The sequence below is a fragment of the Nostoc sp. genome (assembly GCF_036919575.1).
Lineage (GTDB): Bacteria > Cyanobacteriota > Cyanobacteriia > Cyanobacteriales > Nostocaceae > Nostoc.
On the sequence record NZ_JBALBY010000112.1, the window covers coordinates 11,731 to 32,857 of the forward strand.

The 21,127-nt window shown below is 40.2% G+C and carries 13 protein-coding genes; 5 read left to right on the top strand and 8 right to left on the bottom strand.

The window, feature by feature from the left end; genetic code table 11:
• The first annotated feature begins 741 nt into the window (after positions 1 to 741).
• The 5 genes from V7K27_RS29500 to V7K27_RS29520 all read left to right on the top strand — a co-directional run bounded on the left by V7K27_RS29500 (position 742) and on the right by V7K27_RS29520 (position 8,017).
• On the top strand, positions 742 to 1,767 hold the full coding sequence (locus V7K27_RS29500; protein WP_334952034.1) for a cyclic nucleotide-binding domain-containing protein: 1,026 nt from the start codon (positions 742 to 744) through the stop codon (positions 1,765 to 1,767).
• Between the two features lie 74 nt (positions 1,768 to 1,841).
• Positions 1,842 to 3,470 carry an NHLP bacteriocin system secretion protein gene (locus V7K27_RS29505; RefSeq protein WP_334952035.1) on the top strand — a complete coding sequence of 543 codons (1,629 nt, stop codon included), beginning with the start codon at positions 1,842 to 1,844 and terminating at the stop codon, positions 3,468 to 3,470.
• Positions 3,471 to 3,551: 81 nt separating this feature from the next.
• Positions 3,552 to 5,792 (top strand): NHLP family bacteriocin export ABC transporter peptidase/permease/ATPase subunit, encoded by a 2,241-nt coding sequence (locus V7K27_RS29510; RefSeq protein ID WP_334952036.1) that lies wholly within the window; start codon positions 3,552 to 3,554, stop codon positions 5,790 to 5,792.
• 218 nt (positions 5,793 to 6,010) lie between these two features.
• Positions 6,011 to 7,168, top strand: coding sequence for a DUF7005 family protein (locus V7K27_RS29515; RefSeq protein ID WP_334952037.1), 1,158 nt, complete (start codon positions 6,011 to 6,013; stop codon positions 7,166 to 7,168).
• A 156-nt stretch (positions 7,169 to 7,324) separates the two neighbouring features.
• The gene (locus V7K27_RS29520; RefSeq protein WP_334952038.1) at positions 7,325 to 8,017 is read left to right on the top strand and encodes a hypothetical protein; all 693 of its coding nucleotides are present in this window, start codon (positions 7,325 to 7,327) and stop codon (positions 8,015 to 8,017) included.
• A gap of 169 nt (positions 8,018 to 8,186) precedes the next feature.
• Here V7K27_RS29520 and V7K27_RS29525 read toward each other — a convergent pair whose 3' ends face one another.
• From V7K27_RS29525 to V7K27_RS29560, 8 genes are all read right to left on the bottom strand, one after another.
• The gene (locus V7K27_RS29525; RefSeq protein WP_334952040.1) at positions 8,187 to 9,926 is read right to left on the bottom strand and encodes a 2OG-Fe(II) oxygenase; all 1,740 of its coding nucleotides are present in this window, start codon (positions 9,924 to 9,926) and stop codon (positions 8,187 to 8,189) included.
• A 77-nt stretch (positions 9,927 to 10,003) separates the two neighbouring features.
• Positions 10,004 to 10,726 (bottom strand): 2OG-Fe(II) oxygenase, encoded by a 723-nt coding sequence (locus V7K27_RS29530; protein ID WP_334952041.1) that lies wholly within the window; start codon positions 10,724 to 10,726, stop codon positions 10,004 to 10,006.
• Between the two features lie 9 nt (positions 10,727 to 10,735).
• Entirely contained in the window at positions 10,736 to 12,190 is a 1,455-nt protein-coding gene (locus V7K27_RS29535; protein ID WP_334952042.1) for an MBL fold metallo-hydrolase, read from the bottom strand.
• 322 nt (positions 12,191 to 12,512) lie between these two features.
• Positions 12,513 to 15,827, bottom strand: coding sequence for a type 2 lanthipeptide synthetase LanM family protein (locus V7K27_RS29540; protein WP_334952043.1), 3,315 nt, complete (start codon positions 15,825 to 15,827; stop codon positions 12,513 to 12,515).
• A gap of 123 nt (positions 15,828 to 15,950) precedes the next feature.
• Positions 15,951 to 16,667 carry a hypothetical protein gene (locus tag V7K27_RS29545; protein ID WP_334952044.1) on the bottom strand — a complete coding sequence of 239 codons (717 nt, stop codon included), beginning with the start codon at positions 16,665 to 16,667 and terminating at the stop codon, positions 15,951 to 15,953.
• A gap of 199 nt (positions 16,668 to 16,866) precedes the next feature.
• A complete protein-coding gene (locus V7K27_RS29550) occupies positions 16,867 to 17,196 on the bottom strand; it encodes a Nif11-like leader peptide family natural product precursor (RefSeq protein WP_334952045.1) in 330 nt (109 codons plus the stop codon).
• Positions 17,197 to 18,508: 1,312 nt separating this feature from the next.
• The gene (locus tag V7K27_RS29555; RefSeq protein ID WP_334952046.1) at positions 18,509 to 19,942 is read right to left on the bottom strand and encodes an MBL fold metallo-hydrolase; all 1,434 of its coding nucleotides are present in this window, start codon (positions 19,940 to 19,942) and stop codon (positions 18,509 to 18,511) included.
• 15 nt (positions 19,943 to 19,957) lie between these two features.
• On the bottom strand, positions 19,958 to 21,091 hold the full coding sequence (locus V7K27_RS29560; RefSeq protein ID WP_334952047.1) for a quinone oxidoreductase family protein: 1,134 nt from the start codon (positions 21,089 to 21,091) through the stop codon (positions 19,958 to 19,960).
• Positions 21,092 to 21,127: the final 36 nt, after the last annotated feature.

The window sequence follows — 21,127 nt, forward strand, 5'->3', positions numbered from 1 at the left end:
AGGCTGTTGGCTGCTTTATTGTTCCCATATCTAGTGCCAATATCACAAACTCGATAAAAAATTTATGTAAACAAATTTCCTTTGTTCTCAGTGATCTTTTGAAACTAAACAGCTTTATATATGGTGGAACCATTATATAATTTTTGTAAATTTATGTCATCAAGGCTTAATTATTCGAGTAAATATACGTAAAAAATAACTAGATTTGAATTTTTCATAATATATATATAGTAATTCTTCGGTTATTATTCGAGTAAATATACGTAAAAAATAACTAGATTTGAATTTTTCATAATATATATATAGTAATTTTCCGGTTGTTATTTCAGTGTTATGTAACATAGCCTAGAAGCGTGCAAAAATAGACTTTTGGATTTATTTCAAAATCCAAGGACTAGTTTGTATATTTCTGGACTGTATAAATAATCTCATTCATATCTAGCGAAGAAGTAGCTTGTTGTGATTCGGGAAAAATGCTGGAAAAGGTATCTTTCCTTAATGAAAAGCCTCGCCTCATGGGAACAACTGTTTAAGCCTTTGAACTCAGCCTGATATCGGTATTGTCTAAGCGATGCTATCAATCATAGAACTTACACAATCAGATCCCCAACACCTTAAAAAGAGGTCTATAGACCTTCTCGTGTTTTATGGTTTGCTCAGAGAGATTAAGGTTTCAGGCTCAATGCGTAAATCCTAAATTAGACTATTTTTTTGAGATTGTATCTTGTAGAACAAAGTGCCATGAAAAAAAATCTTTTTGACTTTCCTTTTTTCCGCGCTCTTAAAGACGGTGATTTCGATTGGCTGGAATCAATTGGGCAAAAGAAAACTTACCAACCAGAAACGATATTGATCGAAGAGGGTAAGTCTACCTCATCTATATATATTTGCATGAGTGGTAATCTAGCTGTTACTTTATCTTCCTCAGGAACAAGTCAGCAACAACTCACTACGTTTTCTGCTGGTGAAGTAATTGGAGAAACGCTGTTGCTAGACCAACAATTAGCAACTGTAACAGTAAAAGTTGTTGAGACTTCAGAGCTTTTAATCTTACCTAAACAACAACTGACAGACCGATTGGAGAGCGATAAGGATTTTGCTGCCCGTTTTTACCATCTCCTGGCGATCAACTTATCTGAACGACTACGTAAATTAACTAAGCTAATGGCAACTCAAAATATTAAAGAAGGAGAACCATTAAGAAAAGTTTTGGTAGTGTTTGCAACTTTAAATGATAGTGATATTTCCTGGATGATTAGCAATGGAGTATTAACAAAGGCAGGATTAGGAACAGTTTTAATTCAGCAGGAGCAAGCAGTTCCAGCCGTTTATCTCCTATTGGAAGGTATGTTAGGTATTTATGTCACTATTAATCACAATGGCTCAGGGCAGGAGAAAAAAGTTGCCCAGCGTGTTAAGGGTGAAATCTTAGGTGAAATGTCCTTTGTTGATGGGGGCGTTGCTTCAGCAAGTGTTAAAACAATGGAAAATGCTTTGGTTTTGGCATTACCACAGTCCAAACTATCTACAAAATTTCAGGAAGATAGGGGATTTGCATGTCGTTTTTATCGCTCTCTTGCCTTGATTTTATCTAATCGTTGTTTAGATTTACTGTCCCGTGGCAGTGCTGCTAACTTTACGAACAAAAGCCTGGAGTTGCTATCAGAGGATATTGAAGCAGAAGACGAACTCGATATGGACTTACTCGAAGGAACAGCGATCGCTGGTAAACGTTTTGAATGGATGATTCAACAACTTCGGCATTAGATATATGGGTTATAGAGAGGTTCATAACTCAATCACGATTCCCATTAACAATTGATAACTGATCACTAACAAGAATGGTTTTAAATCAAGATAAAAGTAAAGAAAAAATCTTTCGGCAAGAGTCTGTAGAGCGTTTATCTTCCCCAGAGCGCTTGGATCAACTGATGCAGGTTGTTAATCCAAAAGATTGGCTGATACTGATGGTTTTTGCTGGCTTAACAACTGTTGGCTTGATTTGGAGTATTTTCGGACGCATTCCCATCAACATAGATGGACGGGGTGTATTAATTCAACCCCGGCAAGTTGTTGATTTTCAATCTTCTATTTCTGGACAATTAAAATATTTGTATGTCAAAAGTGGGCAATACGTCAAGAAAGATGAACTATTAGCAATGATAGATCCAGTTGATTTGAAACAGCAATTACAGCTAACAAAAGGAAAACTACAACAATTAAAAATACAAGCTGACGATTCATTGTCATTGGCTAATCAGCGAATGCAGTTAGAAAAAAGTGCGATCGCAGCTTCCCGCACAACCCTGAGAAAACGCTTGCAAGATTCTCGTTTAATAACTCCTGTGCTGAAAACAAAAGGGTTGGATGCTATTAAAGAACAGGAAATAAATCTCCGGGAACGCTTAAAAGATATTCAAAGCCTTACCCCTGTACTTAAAAATCAGGGATTAACAGCTCTAACCCAACAGCGAATTAGCATCAAGCAACGTTTAAAAGATGCTCAATCCCTAATTCCGATATTTGAGGAAAGATTCCAGAAGCGCCGCGACTTAGCGAAAATCGGAGCGATCGCCGCAGATTCATTTTTGCAGGCACAACAAGAGTATCAACAGGGACTTCAGAGCGTAGCTCAATTACAATCAGAATTAAAACAACTCGATATCAATGAAACGCAAACAGAGCAAAACTACTTACAAAACCTGCGGTCAACAGGTGAAATTCAAACACAGTTGCGACAACTGGTTTTGGAAAATACCAAAACAGAGCGCGAATATTTAGACAATCTGGGATCGATTAGTGACATCCAAGGCAAACTGCAAGAACTAGAAACACAAGAAAAACGTCTAGCTCAAGAAAATCTTGAAAGCCAGAATCAGCGCAATAAGGAAATTCAAGAGGTCAACCGAGAAATTGTCAGACTTGAACAACAAATTACCCAAAATAGTCGCATTTTAAGCAGTCAAGACGGACGTGTCTTAGAATTAACTGCTACTCTTGGCCAAGTTATTCAACCCGGCACTCGTTTAGGAACTCTTAGGACGGGAAGTAATGATAATGAGGCTCCTAGTATGATAGCTTATTTCCCCATCAAAGACGGTAAACAAATCCGTTCTGGAATGTCTATCTCCATTACTCCTGATACCGTGCAACGAGAACGATTTGGCGGTATTCTTGGCAAAATTGTTAATGTTTCTCCCTTTCCTATAACCAAAGAAGGAGCAACTTCTTTGATTGGTAATCCAGAAGTAGCGATGAGCTTAATCGGTCAGAATGGTGCGGCTATCCAAGTCAATGCTGACTTAATCAGAGATTCCAGTACCATTAGCGGCTACAAGTGGTCATCTTCTAAAGGCCCTGAGTCTGAAATTACTACAGGTACTACTACTTCTGTCCGTGTCACTATCGAAGAAAGAGCGCCAATCACCTTTGTTCTCCCCATACTTCGAGAATTAGTAGGGATGAAGTAATTCCTAATTAAAAATACCCTGCTTTAATCCGCTTCACGTCTCAAAAATTCAAAATAAAAACAATCAATTTGATTAATAACAATGCAATTACTTGAAAAAGTTGTCAAAAAATCCGACTCAAAAAAATCTAGTTCTGAACCACCGAGAGTAGGAAATATCCGTGTGAAAACGCCAACGCTTTTACAAATGGAAGCGGTGGAATGTGGAGCAGCAGCTTTGGGAATTATCTTACGTTACTACAGTCTAATTTTACCTTTAGCAGAATTGCGTACTAGCTGCGGTGTTTCCCGTGATGGTTCTAAAGCCTCGAATGTTTTGAAAGCAGCCCGTAATTATGGGATGCAGGCAAAAGGGTTTAAAAAAGAACTCGCCCAACTAAAAGAATTTCAGCCGCCCTATATTGTTTTTTGGAACTTTAATCACTTTCTAGTGGTTGAGGGTTTTATCGGAGAAAGGGTCTGGTTGAATGATCCCGCCACAGGCCCCCGCAGTGTGACAATTCAGGAATTTGACGAAGCATATACTGGCGTGGTTTTAATTATGGAGCCAGGGCCAGAGTTTAAAAAAGGTGGTCACAAACCCAGTATCATCAAAGCCTTACTGACGCGGTTACAAAAATCCTTTGGTGAATTGTTGTTCTGTATTCTCGCTGGCTTTTTGCTCGTAATTCCCCAATTAACACTAGCTGCTTTCAGCCAAGTCTTTGTTGATGATATCCTGATGCAAAATCGGATAGATTGGTTGAAACCCCTGTTATTAGGTATGGGCGTTGTAGTCATACTGCAAGCAGTGCTGACTTTCTTGCAACTGAGAAAGCTGAGATATTTGCAGATCAAGCTATCTATCGGTATGACTGGTCAATTCTTATGGCATATTCTCCGTTTGCCTGTCGGTTTCTATGCTCAACGATTTGCCGGGGAAATTAGCAATCGTGTAAGCCTCAACAGTAAAGTAGCAGAAATTCTATCTGGTGAATTAGCGAGAACCTCCATTGATGCAGTTATGCTTGTCTTGTATGGCATAGTAATGCTGGCTTATGATTGGGTACTAACTTTGATTGGTATTATTGCTTTGATTATCAACGTTATGGTGCTAGGTTTAGTTGCCCGTCGTCGGATTGATGCCAGTATGCGCCTAACTCAAGATTACGGTAAGATTGCTGGGGTGGAAATCGGTGCATTACAAAGTATTGAAACTATCAAGTCTGCTGCTTTGGAGTCTGATTTTTTTAGCCGCTGGGCTGGATATTATGCTAAAGCCACCAATGCAGAGCAGGAATTAGGCCAGACTGACCGACTGGTAGGACTAGTGCCGCCTTTGTTGAATTCTCTGACTTCCATGTTGCTGTTAGTGATTGGCGGGTTACGAGTGATTGATGGACACCTCACCATCGGGATGTTAGTAGCTTTTCAAACTTTGATGCAGAAATTTGAAGAACCAGTTAATACCTTGGTTGGTTTGGGAAATAAAATTCAGGAACTAGATGGGGATTTAAATCGCTTAGATGATGTGCTATCCAATCCCATCAACCCAGCATTGCAAGTACAAACGGAAAATGATAAGTTACCAACTCACTATGCTGCACCAAGTATTCCTTATCGCTTGCAGGGCCACATAGAGTTACGGAATATTACCTTCGGTTATAGTCGAGTTGATGAACCATTAATTCAAAACTTTAGTTGTACTCTCAAACCAGGACAAAGGGTGGCTTTTGTTGGTGGTAGTGGTTCGGGTAAGTCCACTCTTTCCAAACTTGTTACTGGACTCTACCAACCTTGGGATGGGGAAATACTTTTTGATGGTATTCTCAAACAAAACATTCCCCGTCCAGTTTTAACTAATTCTCTGGCTATGGTAGAGCAAGAAATTTTCTTGTTTGGTGGTACGGTACGCGATAATTTAACGCTGTGGGATGAAACTATTAGTAACACTCAATTAATGAAAGCCTGCCAAGATGCTGCCATTTTAGATGTTGTCATGGCTATGTCTGGGGGACTGGATGGAAAATTGCTCGAAAGTGCAGCAAATTTAAGCGGGGGACAGCGCCAGCGTCTAGAAATTGCCCGCGCTTTGGTAAATAACCCAGCCATTTTAGTGATGGATGAGGCGACTAGCGCCTTGGATACAGAGACTGAAAAGATTATTGATAGGAATATCCGACGGCGGGGTTCCACTTGTGTTATTGTCGCCCACCGTCTTAGTACTATTCGCGACTGTGATGAAATTATTGTGTTGGAACGGGGGAAGGTGGCGCAACGGGGTACTCACGAGGAAATGAAGAATACAGAGGGTTACTATGCAAGGTTAATTCAGGCAGAGTAATTTTGAGTAATTATATTTACATATAACCAATAAATAAAATCTCCAATATAGGGTTTCCTAATGAGGAATTAAGCCCTTGCCTTTTTTAGCCATGTTAAAGCCAAAGGAAAAGAAACACTTCCCCGGAGAGTTTATTTTACTTTGGACAGTTTAAGAAACCATAAATCACGAGATTCAAGAAATAGCAGAAACATTCGTTACAGGTAAGTGTCAACACCATGCCTATTCAACTTAATCATCGCTCTCAAGTTTTATCTGAATTGGGAGCAACACCAGAAGAAATTACAGAACTTTTAGCCTATAACCAAAATACTTTTAATTCTACAAATCTATCACCTAATAGTACCTTTCCCCTACCATCAGAACCCCATGTCATAGCCTGGAAACGCTATCATGCACGGGCGCAAGATTTGGGTACATTCACCGCTTTGCGTTCAGCATTAGTACAATTGCAATTTCCTATTCGTGCTGGAATTAGCGAAACTGAAAACTATCGCGCCGCTACGCGTAAGGGAAATCCTGCCGATAGTATGGCAGAGGCGATTGGTTTAGAATTAGAAAAACCAGAATCACTGCAATTAATCATCCATCCTACTTTAGCAGGGGAAATTCCGATTTTAATTGCTGGATGTAGAGCAGATTTTATCGCCTTGGTGCAGGCTTTGACTAAGCGTAATGAACCCGTCAGCATTCCTGACTCAATGGGAGCTGCTGCTGTTAGTGGTTTCAACAACTGGGAACGTATTAGTTACTACCGCCAAGAATGGGAAACACAGCAAGAACAACCTGCAACAGAAATAGAGTGGAAAGCGGAATTTCAACGCTTGATACCTCAAAAACATCTTTACCAAGACTTTGTTATCATTCTCAGTCAAGGCAATTATAGCGCCGTTGGTGCAGCAGAACTAGGGCTAGATGAAGCAGAATGGTTGCATTTATGCCTGACGATTCGCCTAGAACACGAGTGCTGTCACTATTTTACCAAACGGGTTTTTGGTTCAATGCGAAATAATATGCTTGATGAATTAATTGCTGATTATCAAGGTATTGTTGCTGCTAATCATAAACATTATCGCGCAGATTGGTTTTTGCGGTTTGTTGGTTTAGAAGCGTTTCCCAATTATCGTCAAGGTGGAAGGTTAGAAAATTATTGCGGAAACCCACCTTTATCAGATGGGGCATTTAGGATTTTACAAGTTTTGGTAAAACAAGCAGCGGGGAATTTAGAGAATTTTAATATGATTCATATTGAAGAATTAAAAACTCTTGAAAATCAAGCGCGACTAATAATGGTTTTAACTTCTTGTACATTGGAAGAATTAGCAACAGAAAAAGGGGATATATTGGAGGAAAATTGGCACAACTGCACTATATAAGATTTTGATTTTTAAGTTTTGGAAGTTTTAATTTTGATGATATAAGAACTGGTGATAAATCGCCGTACATTGCTGAAAGTACCAGAATTACGATTTCAAATTGCTAGGGCTAGGTGCAAGATATGAGAGAAAGTAACTTTATTCTTTAATAATGCTATGTACGAACTAAGTATTGTTTTCCAAAAATCACTTTTAGCAATCCGAAAATACTGGTTTTCGTTGCTAACTATTACTTTTATTACTGAGGGTATCGTTTTGTTTGCACAAGATGTCCTAAAAAAGCAAAAGTTTGATTTTTTATCTTCTCCTGGTAGAGTTTTTTTAGGATTTTTTGTGGTTAGCCTTTTCACCCCACCTGGCAAAGCTGCTGTAGCTTACTTGCTCAGTCGTGGTCAGGCACAAGCTAACTCAGGTTTAGTCGCTTATTTGGAGGTTATTAAAACTTTACCACTTGTTTTGATTGTTGGAGTACTTTGGTATATTGGTACTCTTATTGGTCTTGGATTACTACTTGTACCAGGAATTGGGTTCTTTTTCTACGGTCAGTTTGTAGCTCAGGCTTTGGTCGTAGAAAAATTAGGTGTAGTTGCCGCTTTTCAAACAAGTTGGAATCTAGTCAAACAACAATTTTGGACTTTGGTGGTTTTATTTTTTGCTTTAGAAATAGGACAAGGTATAGTGAGCCAAATATTCACTGCTATTATATTTGGAATAATTCCGTCAGCCAAACCATATATTGTAGAATGGTTTGTGGCTACATTAGTAGCAGTTTTTGTCTACGTTCCACTGGCTGTAATGTATTTAGAACGGAGTCATAAACACGTAAAAGTTAATAAGCATACCTTCTAATATCGACTTCGAGTAGGGAGTAGGGAGTGCGGAAGAAGCCTTTTCGGGGTGTACTGATTTTTTTCAAAAATCAAATACCAGTCCTATAGAAGCGATCGCATTTTTTCAATATTTAGAAAGATGAGGGCTTTTTCCATCTGAGAATGATCCGATAAAATTTTGTTGTAGGTTAAGAATCAATCGGTTGAGAAGGTATATCTGCATCTACCTGCCATATCCAACCATTGATCGTAAATCGGCTATCTACAAATGCCATTGAAGGACAACTCACAGGTAAAACTTCATGAAGATATTCGCTAGGGAAAAATATAATACTGTTGTTGCGTGGTTCAATTACTTGGAAGTCTCCAAGACTCTTAGAGGCGTTTTTCGTAGTAGTATTAAAAAGTCGTAACTCTCCACCACTAAAACACTTTGGCTCTTGACAAAAATAATAGGCAAATGTGATTCGACGTGCTGCCACTTGTGGGAGACCATTGTCATTGTGTAGTTTAAAGTAATTACGATCATTGTGAGCCGTCAATTGTGCTTCAATACCAGCAATTAAAAACGGAGTTATGTTTAGCTTTGCGAGGATTTCAGGCAGATGCTCTCGAATTAGTTCATTAATCAAATCTGAGAACTCAGGAAACTTAGGCTCGTAAATTAATGAATGTCGGTAATAACGTGATGAACCAGTATCTTCATAAGTTTCACTCTTGACAAACCCTGATTTATTTTGGATTACATAGTCGAGCAATCGTTGATGTTCATCTGATGTTAAAAAATTGTCGAGTTGAAGACTAACTTCTTGATGGGTAGGAGAATCAGCCTGTTTACTGACCAAGGAATGCGTTACCCAACAATAGGCTTTCGCTTCAATAGCCGTCTCGGATTGATAGACCACTTTGATGTGATGCAATCCCCTCATAAAAACGTTTTCATGATTCTTCCCCAAGAACTGAGAAAGCTTTAACAAGTGAGATGGCCACTCATTTCGATGGTTTTTTTCGCGCACATATCCAGGGTATGTCAAGAGTGCCTCTCGTTTCTGAGGTAGGCACAGCCCGACCTTGACTAGATAATCCAGAAAAGACATCCACCGAGGCTCGTATTTTGGCTGTAGAGTCAAATAACACTCCAGACCAATTTTGGCAGCTACCCCAACTTCACCAATATCGAGATCGAGGTCAATTCGTTCTACGTAAATCGATAGTTCCTGTAACAGAGTTTTGAGACCATCAGTTGATCCCGACCAACCTATCTGAGTCAGGTAGTCTATGATTTGTCCTGGGGATATATCGCGTAAGCAGATTCTTACCATATCTGACTGACGAGCCAACATTAGACCAACCTGAAAGACACAAACGCGGGTTGGTAATGCTTCCAGGCATTTAAAAAGTTGTTTCTCAACAGCAGGTGGGAGGGAATGACCGCGCAACAATTGAATTGCATTTTGAGTGACCCATGTATGAGGATAAGGAATAGTAGAGGATGGAGCATAAATGGTTTGGGAACCAAAAAAGCAGCTTGGTATTGGAGACTGATCACAGTGACTATCAACATCAAACTCTAACCAGATGTTATTGACATTGGAGTGGAGGGGCGAGGTCTGATTCTGCCAACAGGTTGTAAAGTTGCGAATTTGCTGCCATACAGGTTCTTTTAACAGGCGATCGGGGAGAGCGGATTCGCTCGTTAATATGTTCTGACCTACTTCTGCTGCACCGATACAAAGCAAAAAATCAGCTTTTGCGGCTTCGGTTCCCAATCGACATTCAAAACCAAAAAAGTTGGTAATTTGACTAGGTAATAAATTTGCGATCGCCTCAATATGAAACCAGCTTTCTGTATCAATCAGTTGAGAGGATACATAGGGTTTCACCAGGGTTAAATATTCTGTTAGCGAATGCTCCTGAGTACAGGTCATGATTCTAAAATAGGATGAGTTTACTAGAGACGATAGAACAATAGGTAATGATTCAGATATTTGGACATAGAAAACGTTTAGGGTTTCTCTTCTATATAACTCTTCACCATTGCCCCTGATAAAATCTCAAATTCGGGAATTGATTGCAACCGTTCTGGGTTTAAAGTGTACTGCTCACAAATTAAACTGATACGTGGTTGTGAACTCTGAACCGGATTGACTGAATGAAACAAGTTACCAATGAAATAGAGCAGGGTGTTGAATTGAGGAGAAATTTGAGCGAGTTGGCGATCATCTCTTTCCAGAACTAGTTCTCCGCCTTGTAAGTCTTCTGGAACCTGGACATAAAGAACACTTACTAGGTTTGGGATTGTCCACACTTTCCCATAGGAGGAAAGGCTACAATCGACATGCGTTTCCACGCGACCACCGCTTTCCAGAATGAGTGGGTTAAGATAAAAGGCATTACAGGCTGACTTTAATGCCATCTGCAAGTATGGTTGAAAATAAGGGAATTGTCTAACAACCTCAGAAATGGCAGACCGCTTAAAGACTACTGAAAAGCCTTTCGTACTGGTGAAGCGATCGCTCAGTTGATTAGCAGCCAAACATGGAGATGACACAATCGCAGATTTTAGCTCATCCAGATATTCTAACGATAAAACATTGAGCCTCCTAGCATAACAACGAGTGGAAGCAGTTTGTACCGGTTGCATCAGTTCTATCAATGACTCTTTAAACGTCCTTGGCAGATTTGACTGTAAGGATGACTGGTTTACTTGGGGTATGGGTTTAACCATGAGATTTCACTAATACAAAATTCTGTTGCTTAATCCAGGAGTGCCGCTAGTAATATATCCATCACCAATTTTCCAAGGAATCACTTGAGTTGAGCAACCTACTTTTTCAAGTTCAGCTATCACATCTTTAATCAGAGATTCATCACTTCTACTGCATTGTCCTGGTTCTGCCCAGCTATGAGCATAGGGTAAACAAGCTTTTGCACCGACAATAGCGCAGATTTCTGCAACACCTTTAGCCCCTAAGGTAGCGAGGTAAAATCCTTCCTTTTTATTAGTAACGGAAAAAATCTGGGGGTTGCTGAGTAAGTTACCAATGATATCTGTTCCCCAACCAGAAAGATCCGTTCCGATTGAGTTGTACGATAGGGATAGGAAATTGCTTAATACTTGGTCAACCCCACCAAATTTTTGTTTGACATACCCTGCGACATCTCTCATCGATCCCATTGGATCGTTACCAGCGTCAATCAAAAACCAAGAGGAGTAGTACGGTGTACGCAGTAAATAAGTATTACCCCAGTTTCGTAGATATGGATGTTTAGGTTTGTTGTACTCTGGAACTAAAGGTTGCTCTCCATAAAAGGGCAAGACATGAATTTCAATATCCCCGATGACAATAGGCTCGGCATACCAATCTACTGCTATTACATTCTGAAATCCTAGTCCTTCGAGACGGGCTTTCATATCTTCGCAGGTAATTGAACCACAAGGCACTTTAGGAACAATAATTGGGGTTTCTGGTGCAAACAGCATCAGTGTGGGGAAGTTCCAATGGTCGTAGTGACTGTGGGAAATTAGAATAGCATCGACAAATCCCTCTAGCATGGCACGGGTAATGTCTTGCTTGAGATTCGGTAGACCATAGTTTGAGTGTAACTGGGGATCAACAAGTATCCCTGTTGTCTTCGTGCGATAGAGTAATGCTGCATGTTGTAATCGAAAAACTCCGGGTGTTTCTACAGGAACCCCTCTAGCCGGTTGGGGTTGTTCTTTAACAAGCCACGACTTAATCAGCTTATCCAACAGGATTACCATATCATCACTCACCTGTTGACAAATCTGGCCATAGGAAAATTTTGCTTGAGCGCACAGATAAAGTAACTGATGAATTTCCGGTAAGACTGACTGATTTTGGATCATCTCTGTCCCATTGGTTGGCAGAAATGGAGACATTCGCGTGTTATTAAAGGACAACGACAGAACTGAATTTTGCTCAGGAAATAGAAAAGGTGCTTTGAGGGAAAAACTTTCAACGACGTTGTTTGGGTCAATGTCAAAGAAGATTTCAGCTATTTTCGGATAATTTTCAGATGCCTGAACAATGGACATTTTTAGATCGTCAGATTTAACAAACTGATTCAATATCTCTTGAATAAAGGGTTGAATACCATAGGCACAATATTCAATGGCAGTTAAAGCTCGAAGTTGCGATCCTTTAGTAAAAGAAATAACCTGTTCCATTTAAGTAACTTTCCGAAGAATAACTGTGTGTTATGAAAATCAGTTTTACTCCCTATCCGCTAAAAGAATACCTATTTTTTTAACATAGACGCGGAGTGGTGAAGCAGCGCGGTCTTCTCCCAAAGGGAGAGGCTAGCGCCAAGGGGGTTTCCCCGATGAGCGACTGCTGAACCCGGAGGGCTTGCCGCATAACGCTCCAGGCGCAGAAAACTTAGAGTAAGAGAAATGATCAGTAATCTTGCATCGGTAAGGGAGTAAGAAGCTTGTGCTGTATGTGCAACATCACTATCGGAAGAATGACAAGGAACTCAAATTGGCTGGCTCATTGCCAAAGCAAAACCGATGGTAGTTTGTTTGGATAGCCCAGTCTTAAAACTTCGTAGCCGATGCCAGATAAGCCGTGGAAGAAACCGGGATTCATCACTTTAGAGAAATCGTCAGTAAACAAGGTAAATGTACCCTGAATCCGAGCATTTTCCAGCACAACGGCTGTAGCTTGATGAGCAGCAGTCAGCAAATTGGGGCAGTTCAGCGTTTGAGCGGCCACTAACAACGTTTCGATTCGACCAAAATTGCCCCAGATGAGAGAATCAACGCCCCAAACCATAGACCTTTGCGTTGTTTCCAAAGCGATCGCAATTTCCTGACGAATCGTCTCTGTATCTAAAACCGATAGACCCCCTAACCTTGCCAATGCGATACCAGGCGCTCCATTTGCCCAATTCACCTGAAACTTAGCTGGCTCTGATCGCAGATCCACCCAATTTTGGGCATCGCTAGAGAACATCGTTTGTTCGTAGGCGATCGCTTCTGTTGCTGCCTCCAGCCACCGAGAATCTTGAGTTACGGCGAACAGTCTCAACAGAGCATAAGCAATCCCAGCAGCGCCTTGAGAAAATCCCGTTAGTTGGCGATCGCGCCAAGTTTTCCAGGCTCTTGGTCTATCATCAAACAGGGTTTGATGGTTAAGTAAATGTTGTCCGCAGGCGATCGCCAATTCCAATATTGGACAATGCGTCACATTCTCTTCACCTTCAAACAAGGTTAAAAGTCCAAGAATTGTACCAGCAGTTCCTCCCACCACATCAAAGATCCGATCAGCCGTAATCAGTTCTGGGGTAATTAACGTTCTAACTTGACTAGCTTCTCCTAGTAGCGAAGGTTCGTCAATTAACTGACTAATACGGACAAATCCATAGATCAACGATCCCAGTCCTTCAGCACCGCCAATTCCTAACTGACTAACCAATTTCTGATTCGTATCAGCCGTTAGCTCTTGCAGCACCTGACGTAGCGGATGTAGGCTTCTTAAAGCTAAATCCCGCCATTCTGAATCACCAGTAACCTTCGCTAAGGCTGCCAGAAATAAGCTAACTCCTACACAACCGTCATAAAGGTTTAATCCAACACCTTGAATATAAAAGCTCTGGCTACTATGTTTATATCCCATACCAAGCCAAGCTATACTATTTTCAGATATTGTAACTGCCTGCTGCCGCAATGTTCGAGCAATGTTAATAGCCTGATCTAACAGAACGTTTGATGTTATGCTATCTGCTGCCGCAGTGGCAGAATAAGGGGAAGTTATAGATATTGAAGCTGGAGAAGTCGGTGAATCGGACTGATTAAGCCAAGGTTCTTCTAGAAATCGTGAGCAAAGGGAAAGATAAATTACCTGGCTTTGAAACATCATGTCTGCCTCATTGAGACACTGAACACGGGAGAGGACTCGCTCAAAGCTGGATCTGTCAAACACGTCTGGAATGATGCTTCCATTACCAAGATTGAGGTGCGGACTAGAAGTATTCGCCGTCAGTAGTGGAATGTCGAGTTGTTCCATAGCTTGCTTTTCTGCTTCTAGGATTGGCCAAAAGTGAGGTTTCTCAGGGGTTGTGATAAACGCTCGACTCAACACATCTAATGCGACACTGCGAGCAATGCCAACTTCCATTAAGTCTGGTTGGTATGAGTTGGCCAAAATCGCAGCGTAAGTTCTAGTATTGCGAAACACCAGACGACATTCTTGATTAGCAAAGGATGCCAAGGGGGCGTTGGTAGCGAGGAGTAATTCTCGATGATCCATCAGCCAGCAATACATCTGCTCAAATCCAGTTACGATTTCGTTGATGAACTGTTTTGATGCCACAGCAACTCCATTCAGAGTTGGTACATTGGCTTCTGGGGCAAAGTTAATTGTGTTATGGTCAATTGTCATACCATCGGTGTTGATGTGCTTCCAGTCCAAACTGGGTACTGTTTGCTCTTCTAGTTTCCCCAGACCACTCATATCAATTGACAGGAGATTATTGGCAACTGACAGTTCCTTTAGTGGTAACAGGGCAGTACGCAAAACTGAGTTTGACAATTTCTGAGCAAGTTGTGTGGATGCATCTGTTTCAACTGCTGCTGCACTTTTAATTTCTGGGTGTAGCAAAGTTTCCATATCAACTAGAACTGGATACTCACCGCAGGCAATCATGTTTTCGTAATGGCAGTCTGTCCCCTCCAGAGTAGAAATCAGGCACATCAACATTCCTGAGCGCTGATAAAATCGGCGGACGGCATCCTCCGTGTCACAAGATAAGGGTATCATATATTGCGTCCAACCATGAGTCGAGCAATTCAATACTTCAGGAAATTTGAAGGTCAGGTCAACTTCATGCTGATTATACCATTGCAATAGAGTGCCAAACGCGACCTCCAATGCAAGGTCTTTGGGCTTGTACACCAACTTAAGTCCCGTATCAAAGGTGAGAATAGCTACTGAACGACCCCGCTTATGACCATCTGAGAGTCCGGCTGCAATATCCACAACTTGGTTTAAGGTTTGATCGGGGGAGAAACGCTCTTGAATCGTTGACCAATCCGTAGCGAGGCGGATCAGCAATTCTGCATTAGACTCAACCCAGAAGTCAATGGTGGTTGCTACTAAACGACCTAAAACACTATATTTCTCAAATAGTGAGAGAAACCCGTCCTGTAACTGACCATCGAGAAACCCTTGATATTTATCCCGTTTAGAATGGCCTTGAACTGAAATAGTGAGGAAGTCTTTTAAGGCATTTCCTGATGTGCGAAATTCACCGAACTCGCGCATTAGAGTAGGAGCAAAAATATGGGCAAGAGATCCTAGTAATTTGCGTTCCAGGGTGGTTTGAACTTTATCTGCAAAGAGTTTGTTATAGTTGTCAAACGGCTCTTTAAGCGCATCCTGAAGTAAATTCTGAGCTACTTGCAGGCAGGGAAGATAAAAGTCTTCAAATGGAATGGGGCGTTGAGGATCGATGGAGCGTTGAACCTCAAGGGTATTTTGGTATCGAAATTTTTGTGCCGCCTTAATAACTTGCTCCAAGGTATGTATCCAAGGGGATAAAATAACTGGTTCGACTTGAGTAGACTTACTCACAAGGAGGCGTACTGTTTCCTTACTTAATCCATCCCATGTCAGCCGCCGTTGAAACTTTTTCCAATCTCCTTTTGCAACAACCTGACACCAAAATTCCAGTCTCCTTTCCCTCTCTACTGGATCATCGTCAGTAAAGCCATGAGCAGACAAATTATTTAAACACTCTGATAGTGAACTGGCTTTGATGGCGATCGCCTTGAGAATATCCGTCAATGGATGAGTTAAGAGCATAAGGGTTTCATAAGAATATAGCTGCAAAGCAAAATAATAAAAAATTGCGGAAAAGCTAGTACTATTTATCTATAAATTTCTAGTTTGGATAAATAATCTTAGTTAAAAATAATAAGAGAAAGTTCAACTTTTTCGACTGTTACGAAAAAGGAATTGTTTAAGCTTCTCAAATCCTTTCTTATTAGCACGCATCATCTCTTGAATTTTGATAGTTATAGTCTTTTCTGGAAATTCAACCCCATGTAAGCCACTTAATCTTGTTCGTTTATCAAATCGCCATTTAGCAAATTTTCCATCACGATTTACATAGTGAAAAAATACTTGCATCTGAAGCTTTCCTGGGAAAGCTTCTCTCCAGTGAGGCAGTTCATTACCCCTATAAATAAGAGCATCACCAGGATTCAATTGAATAATAGCTGTCTCAGATACTCCATCCAAACAAATAGCCCATTCCGTAGAATCTTCTGACCAAAAGTTAATAGTCACACTTATTTCACAGGCTTGACGATCTTTATGTTTTTTCAGAACATCTCCATGTTTGTATATACGGAAATAAGAATAGGTAGGAAGCAAATTAATTCCTGTATTTGCTTCTACTTTAGGACAAAATCTTTCCAACAGCATATCCATTAATGGATCTCCGTATGCACAGGGGGTATTTTTAACTTGCTCATCTCCTAATCCCAAGTTACCAAGTTCCATTTGCTTCAGTGCATATTCAGAACTAATACGCATAACAGATAAAGGTAGAAAATATCTAACGATTACATATTTATCTTTAAGAAATTTATTTTTCAGAAAGACTGCTATCAAATCAAAGCCTTTAATTTCTTGAGTCATGTATTTATTTTCCCTCACTGAAAGTCCATCAAATGTCTAAAAAAACTGCCCAGCAATCCAACTAAAAGGTCACTAGGCAATTAATCTTAGCAAGTAGCCGAACCTGCACTCTTACATAGATTTCGACGATAGTTAAAACTCGCTATGATCAGGCGAATACTTGAATCACAAGAAAGACAAGTCGAAATGATAGCCTCAATTACCACTTGATTGTTGGTATAATTGCAGTACCCACCTGAATAGTCAGCTGAACAGTTATACTAACAGCTCCACCTCCACCTTTTCCACCTGCTACAGCTTCTAGTTCTGTATCTGAAAGTTCGCCAGCTGCTTCCCTGGTGCTAAATTCTGCTTGACGTTTCTGAATCTCACTCCAAAGTTCATCTGACGAGAACTCATAGCCTTTTGACTTAGCTAATGCTGTCACAGCTTCGCGATCATTATCCGATTCCAAAGCCTTAGCCAATTGGGTTTGCAGAGCTGGATCTTCTTCAATCTTGCTAAGAAATTCCTGAACTTTATTAGACATAAATTCCTAAGTTTTCTTTCGTTATTGTTACAGTAAAATTTTGTTTTACTGCCTTTACACTTTGTACTTTATGTTTTTATTATTAAATAATCCTCAGTGTAATTACGTATTTAATCACCTTTGCTTTCATGGCTGAAAAAATTGTAGGGATTAATTCCAGGACTTACGCACTATACAAATTAAGTATAATATGTATTATTACGTAAAATAGGCGCTGAACACAACCCTGATTTGGTCGTATATTCACTGTGTTGGATGTTATATTATGTCCGCTTGATCACTTATTAAACCCAGAGAACCCCTCCCCGCAGAATTACGGTGTACACACAAGTCGAATTACCCCCCTTAATCCCCCCGAAGATTGAGGGGAAACAGGAAATTTAGTTCCCTCCCCAATCTTCCTATCCATTAGTCACATCTTTCTTAACAATTTTGAAACCATTATTTTATAAGGCTCACAAGGCTTGGATTTTCTTGCTAGCTTGACAAATTAGCACTTATTGTTCTCGATAAAAACTCACTTTTATTGAGAATAGACGACGTAGCTTTAAGGCTTCGGGATTTGGTCAGCGATCGCTCTCGCAAATGTTAAGAAAGATCCGGGTAATGGATAGAATCTTCGGGGAGGATTAGGGTGGGGTAAAACCTTGGTTAATCAGCTATTTCAGACTTGTGTGTACACCGTAGCCCCGCAGGCGGGGAGCCAGGGTGGTTTCATACGAAAAAAGAAAAATACATAAGTCTTAATTTCTCATGTAGAACCATCGATTTTGACCCCTCTCCAAACCTCTCCCCGAAGCTGAGAGAGGCTTTGAAACCCTGTTTTGGTTTTTCTCTGCTTGTATGAAACCACCCTGCCTCCCCGTAGGCGGGCTGTCCATTACCCGGATCTTTCTTAACATTTGCGAGAGTATGGACTCACATTTTTATAACCCTTATTCGTTCGTTGTTGATTCTCAATAAAAACGCAGTTTTAGCGAGAAGATTAAAAGCGAATTTGTCAAGTATGCCTAAGTCCTCAGTGTCTAAGACGGTTATAGAACATGGGTTTCAAGATTGTAAAGAAAGATGTGGGTAACGCATAGGTAGGCGGGGAGGGGGTGGGGTTCTTTTATTATGGGTAAGCTACCGGACATGATATTAAATATGGCTCGAAAGCCGAAATTTCGTATAGTACATGTGTATGATGCGTAAGTTATAAATTCAAGAGACTCACCATCTTTAATAGAAAATAAATGTATATAAAATTACCTCGAAACTCAAATACTTGCTACTGTCGGTTGCTTATTTCACCCCTTCTTCATCTTTATTTCTATTTTTTACGCTTAATCCAAAAATTACCTAAACACATCATGGAAGCCTCATCTTCAGCCAGAGAGATATTCTGATTAGATGGAACCCATTTAGCTAGTTCCTGATAAATGTTGTTACTAGCAATATAATTAGCAGGAAACTGAAGTTGGATAGGATCGACGATAGTTGTTGTTTCCGCAGAATTAATTCCCTGCTTACTTATAGAATAGATTTTATGAAACGTCCTATAGTCTCCACTACAAATCAAGTAGTCCCAATCGCGTTTCCGGCAAATCAAACTATAGAAGGTTGACGCTGTAATATATGTGAACAAATTAGCTAATGGATTGCGTCCCTGTTTTGCCTGAATGGTTTCCTCTGAGAAATCGATATTCCATGTTTTAGCACCATCTGGAAAAATAATCTCTAACTGATAAATGATCTGCCATTGGCAATGTTCTATAAATAAGGAATTTCGGTTGTCGATAATGAATTGAGGTAAATTGAGACAAATTTTCTCTTCAATCAGTTGTCTCATATCTTCTAGACTATAGTTTTCTGGATTGGAATCAATTAGTGTATTTCCAAGCGTGACAGGAATAAAATCTAGAGATTCACGATTATCTATTAGCATTTTGGCATACTCAGATTTAGCCCTCATGTAATGATATTCACCGCGATTAAACTTTAATATATCGCCTGGATCGATTTGAAATATATTTTCTGCCAGTTCTGGAAAAGCTGTTTGGAGGTCATGACAGAATCGCTCGCGAGTAACAGGAAAGACAACTTGATTTTGCCAAGAAGATTCACCAATATATTTGAATCCCTGAGCGCCAGGGGCGATGGCTTTTGGCTGAATTAAACTAATCAGATTGAACAGATAACCGTATAATTCAAATGGAAATGAGAGACTTTGGTTATATTGAAATTTTCCTTCCATGCTGATGTGCCAAGTTGTCAGCAGAAAATCAATTTCTGGAAAAGATGCCCGGACTTTTTGAATGGTTTCAGGAGCAAAATATGTATCAACTGTATTCCAGAAAACCCCAGAATCATCTGCAAAAACCATACCAAATTCAGGGACTCGCACCTCAGAACGAGTTGTCATGAGGGTAGTTGATCCTGATCGGACTTTTGTAAACTCAGCCAATGGATAAATATGAGAATATCCTAGCTGACGTAAACAATCTTCGATGAGTTTATCTCGTGGAATCAGAACGTCAACTGTTTTGGGCAAATAAGCCAGAGAACGGATATCAAAATGATCGAGATGATGGTGAGAAATCACCAAAAAATCAAAGTTAGATAATTTTTCAGCCATGACCTCCCGCTTAGGACAGGATTCATTCAGCCCTTCACAAAACGGGTCCCACAGGATAGGGTCCATCAGGATTTTGCAGTCTTGTGTTTCGATGAAGAGAGTGGCATGGCCAATCATATCAATTTGCATTAGTCTTTCCCCAGTTTAGTTATAGCTATAAATAACTTTGCCAAATCGGTCTTTGGCGTTGTAGGTTCGTTCAAAAAATTCCCTAATTTGATCGCCTTTGAATAGAGAATCAACCACTACAGGAAATTGACCGTTCGCGCAGTCTTGAATAGCTTGTTGCAAATCTTCAGTTGTCCCTAAACAATTACCGATGAGATGGATATTATTCAGCATCATAGTTGCTAATATCTGGTTGAATGGCAATCCATGATATTGAAAGTCTTTACCTGTAAATTCAGAGTATTGGTCATACAATCCACAGGTAATATACTTTCCTCCAGCACGCGGAACAAATAGGGATATAACCTTTCCGATATGTAGATCGAAAAAAGGGTCAATAATATAGTTAAAACCACCTATTTCGTGATAAACCTGTCCCATGTCTTTGGATGTTGTGAGCCAGTCATTATCCTCGTGATTCACCTGAATCAACTGCTTCACTCCGATATCCTTTAGTTCTTGTTCAAAGCGCAGAGAAGTGGATGTAGCATAAAGGTTAACATTATGATGTTTCAGGGCGTTAATCACAAATAAGGAGGTATTGGACTTAGCCGCTGTCACCAGGATATTAGCGCCTGGTTTAATCTCCAGTTTCCGAATCATGCTGTATGCAGTTTGTCCGCCAATACCAAAAGCAGCAGCTGATTCGTCTGACATCTCACGGGGAATTTTCAAGAGTTTAGCCTGATGAAAGCTTTGATACTCTTTTGAAGCACTATTGGTTGAAACGCCAGGTAGCAAACCAACTACACCTGAATCAGGATAACTATTATTTCCAATCACGCGATCGCCAACCTGAAACTCAGTAACCTCTGCACCGAGAGCCACGACTTGCCCAACAAAATCAGACCCTACTGTATAAAAGCGATCTTCTGGAGCATTAACAGCTGTTTTTAGAATCAGATTTTTGTCCCGATAGTTACAGGAAAAAGCCCGTTTTTTAACAAGAATTTTCCAAATGTTTTCCGGTGCATTGCCATCAAATTCAGGATCTTCAGTATGGATTAGCCCACAAAATACATTAACTCCTTCAATTTGCATTGCTTGAATAATGTTAGGGAAAGGCATCGAGTGTTGGAGTTTACTGCCACAAATAGATACATTTTTCATAAATTGAGGTCGGAAAATTACAAACTATAGAGTATG

What these genes read in the sequence shown, in the direction of transcription:
- V7K27_RS29500 (WP_334952034.1), top strand. Translation starts at nt 742, where the DNA reads ATGAAAAAAAATCTTTTTGACTTTCCTTTTTTCCGCGCTCTTAAAGAC.
- V7K27_RS29505 (WP_334952035.1), top strand. Translation starts at nt 1,842, where the DNA reads ATGGTTTTAAATCAAGATAAAAGTAAAGAAAAAATCTTTCGGCAAGAG.
- V7K27_RS29510 (WP_334952036.1), top strand. Translation starts at nt 3,552, where the DNA reads ATGCAATTACTTGAAAAAGTTGTCAAAAAATCCGACTCAAAAAAATCT.
- V7K27_RS29515 (WP_334952037.1), top strand. Translation starts at nt 6,011, where the DNA reads ATGCCTATTCAACTTAATCATCGCTCTCAAGTTTTATCTGAATTGGGA.
- V7K27_RS29520 (WP_334952038.1), top strand. Translation starts at nt 7,325, where the DNA reads ATGTACGAACTAAGTATTGTTTTCCAAAAATCACTTTTAGCAATCCGA.
- V7K27_RS29525 (WP_334952040.1), bottom strand. Translation starts at nt 9,926, where the DNA reads ATGACCTGTACTCAGGAGCATTCGCTAACAGAATATTTAACCCTGGTG.
- V7K27_RS29530 (WP_334952041.1), bottom strand. Translation starts at nt 10,726, where the DNA reads ATGGTTAAACCCATACCCCAAGTAAACCAGTCATCCTTACAGTCAAAT.
- V7K27_RS29535 (WP_334952042.1), bottom strand. Translation starts at nt 12,190, where the DNA reads ATGGAACAGGTTATTTCTTTTACTAAAGGATCGCAACTTCGAGCTTTA.
- V7K27_RS29540 (WP_334952043.1), bottom strand. Translation starts at nt 15,827, where the DNA reads ATGCTCTTAACTCATCCATTGACGGATATTCTCAAGGCGATCGCCATC.
- V7K27_RS29545 (WP_334952044.1), bottom strand. Translation starts at nt 16,667, where the DNA reads ATGACTCAAGAAATTAAAGGCTTTGATTTGATAGCAGTCTTTCTGAAA.
- V7K27_RS29550 (WP_334952045.1), bottom strand. Translation starts at nt 17,196, where the DNA reads ATGTCTAATAAAGTTCAGGAATTTCTTAGCAAGATTGAAGAAGATCCA.
- V7K27_RS29555 (WP_334952046.1), bottom strand. Translation starts at nt 19,942, where the DNA reads ATGCAAATTGATATGATTGGCCATGCCACTCTCTTCATCGAAACACAA.
- V7K27_RS29560 (WP_334952047.1), bottom strand. Translation starts at nt 21,091, where the DNA reads ATGAAAAATGTATCTATTTGTGGCAGTAAACTCCAACACTCGATGCCT.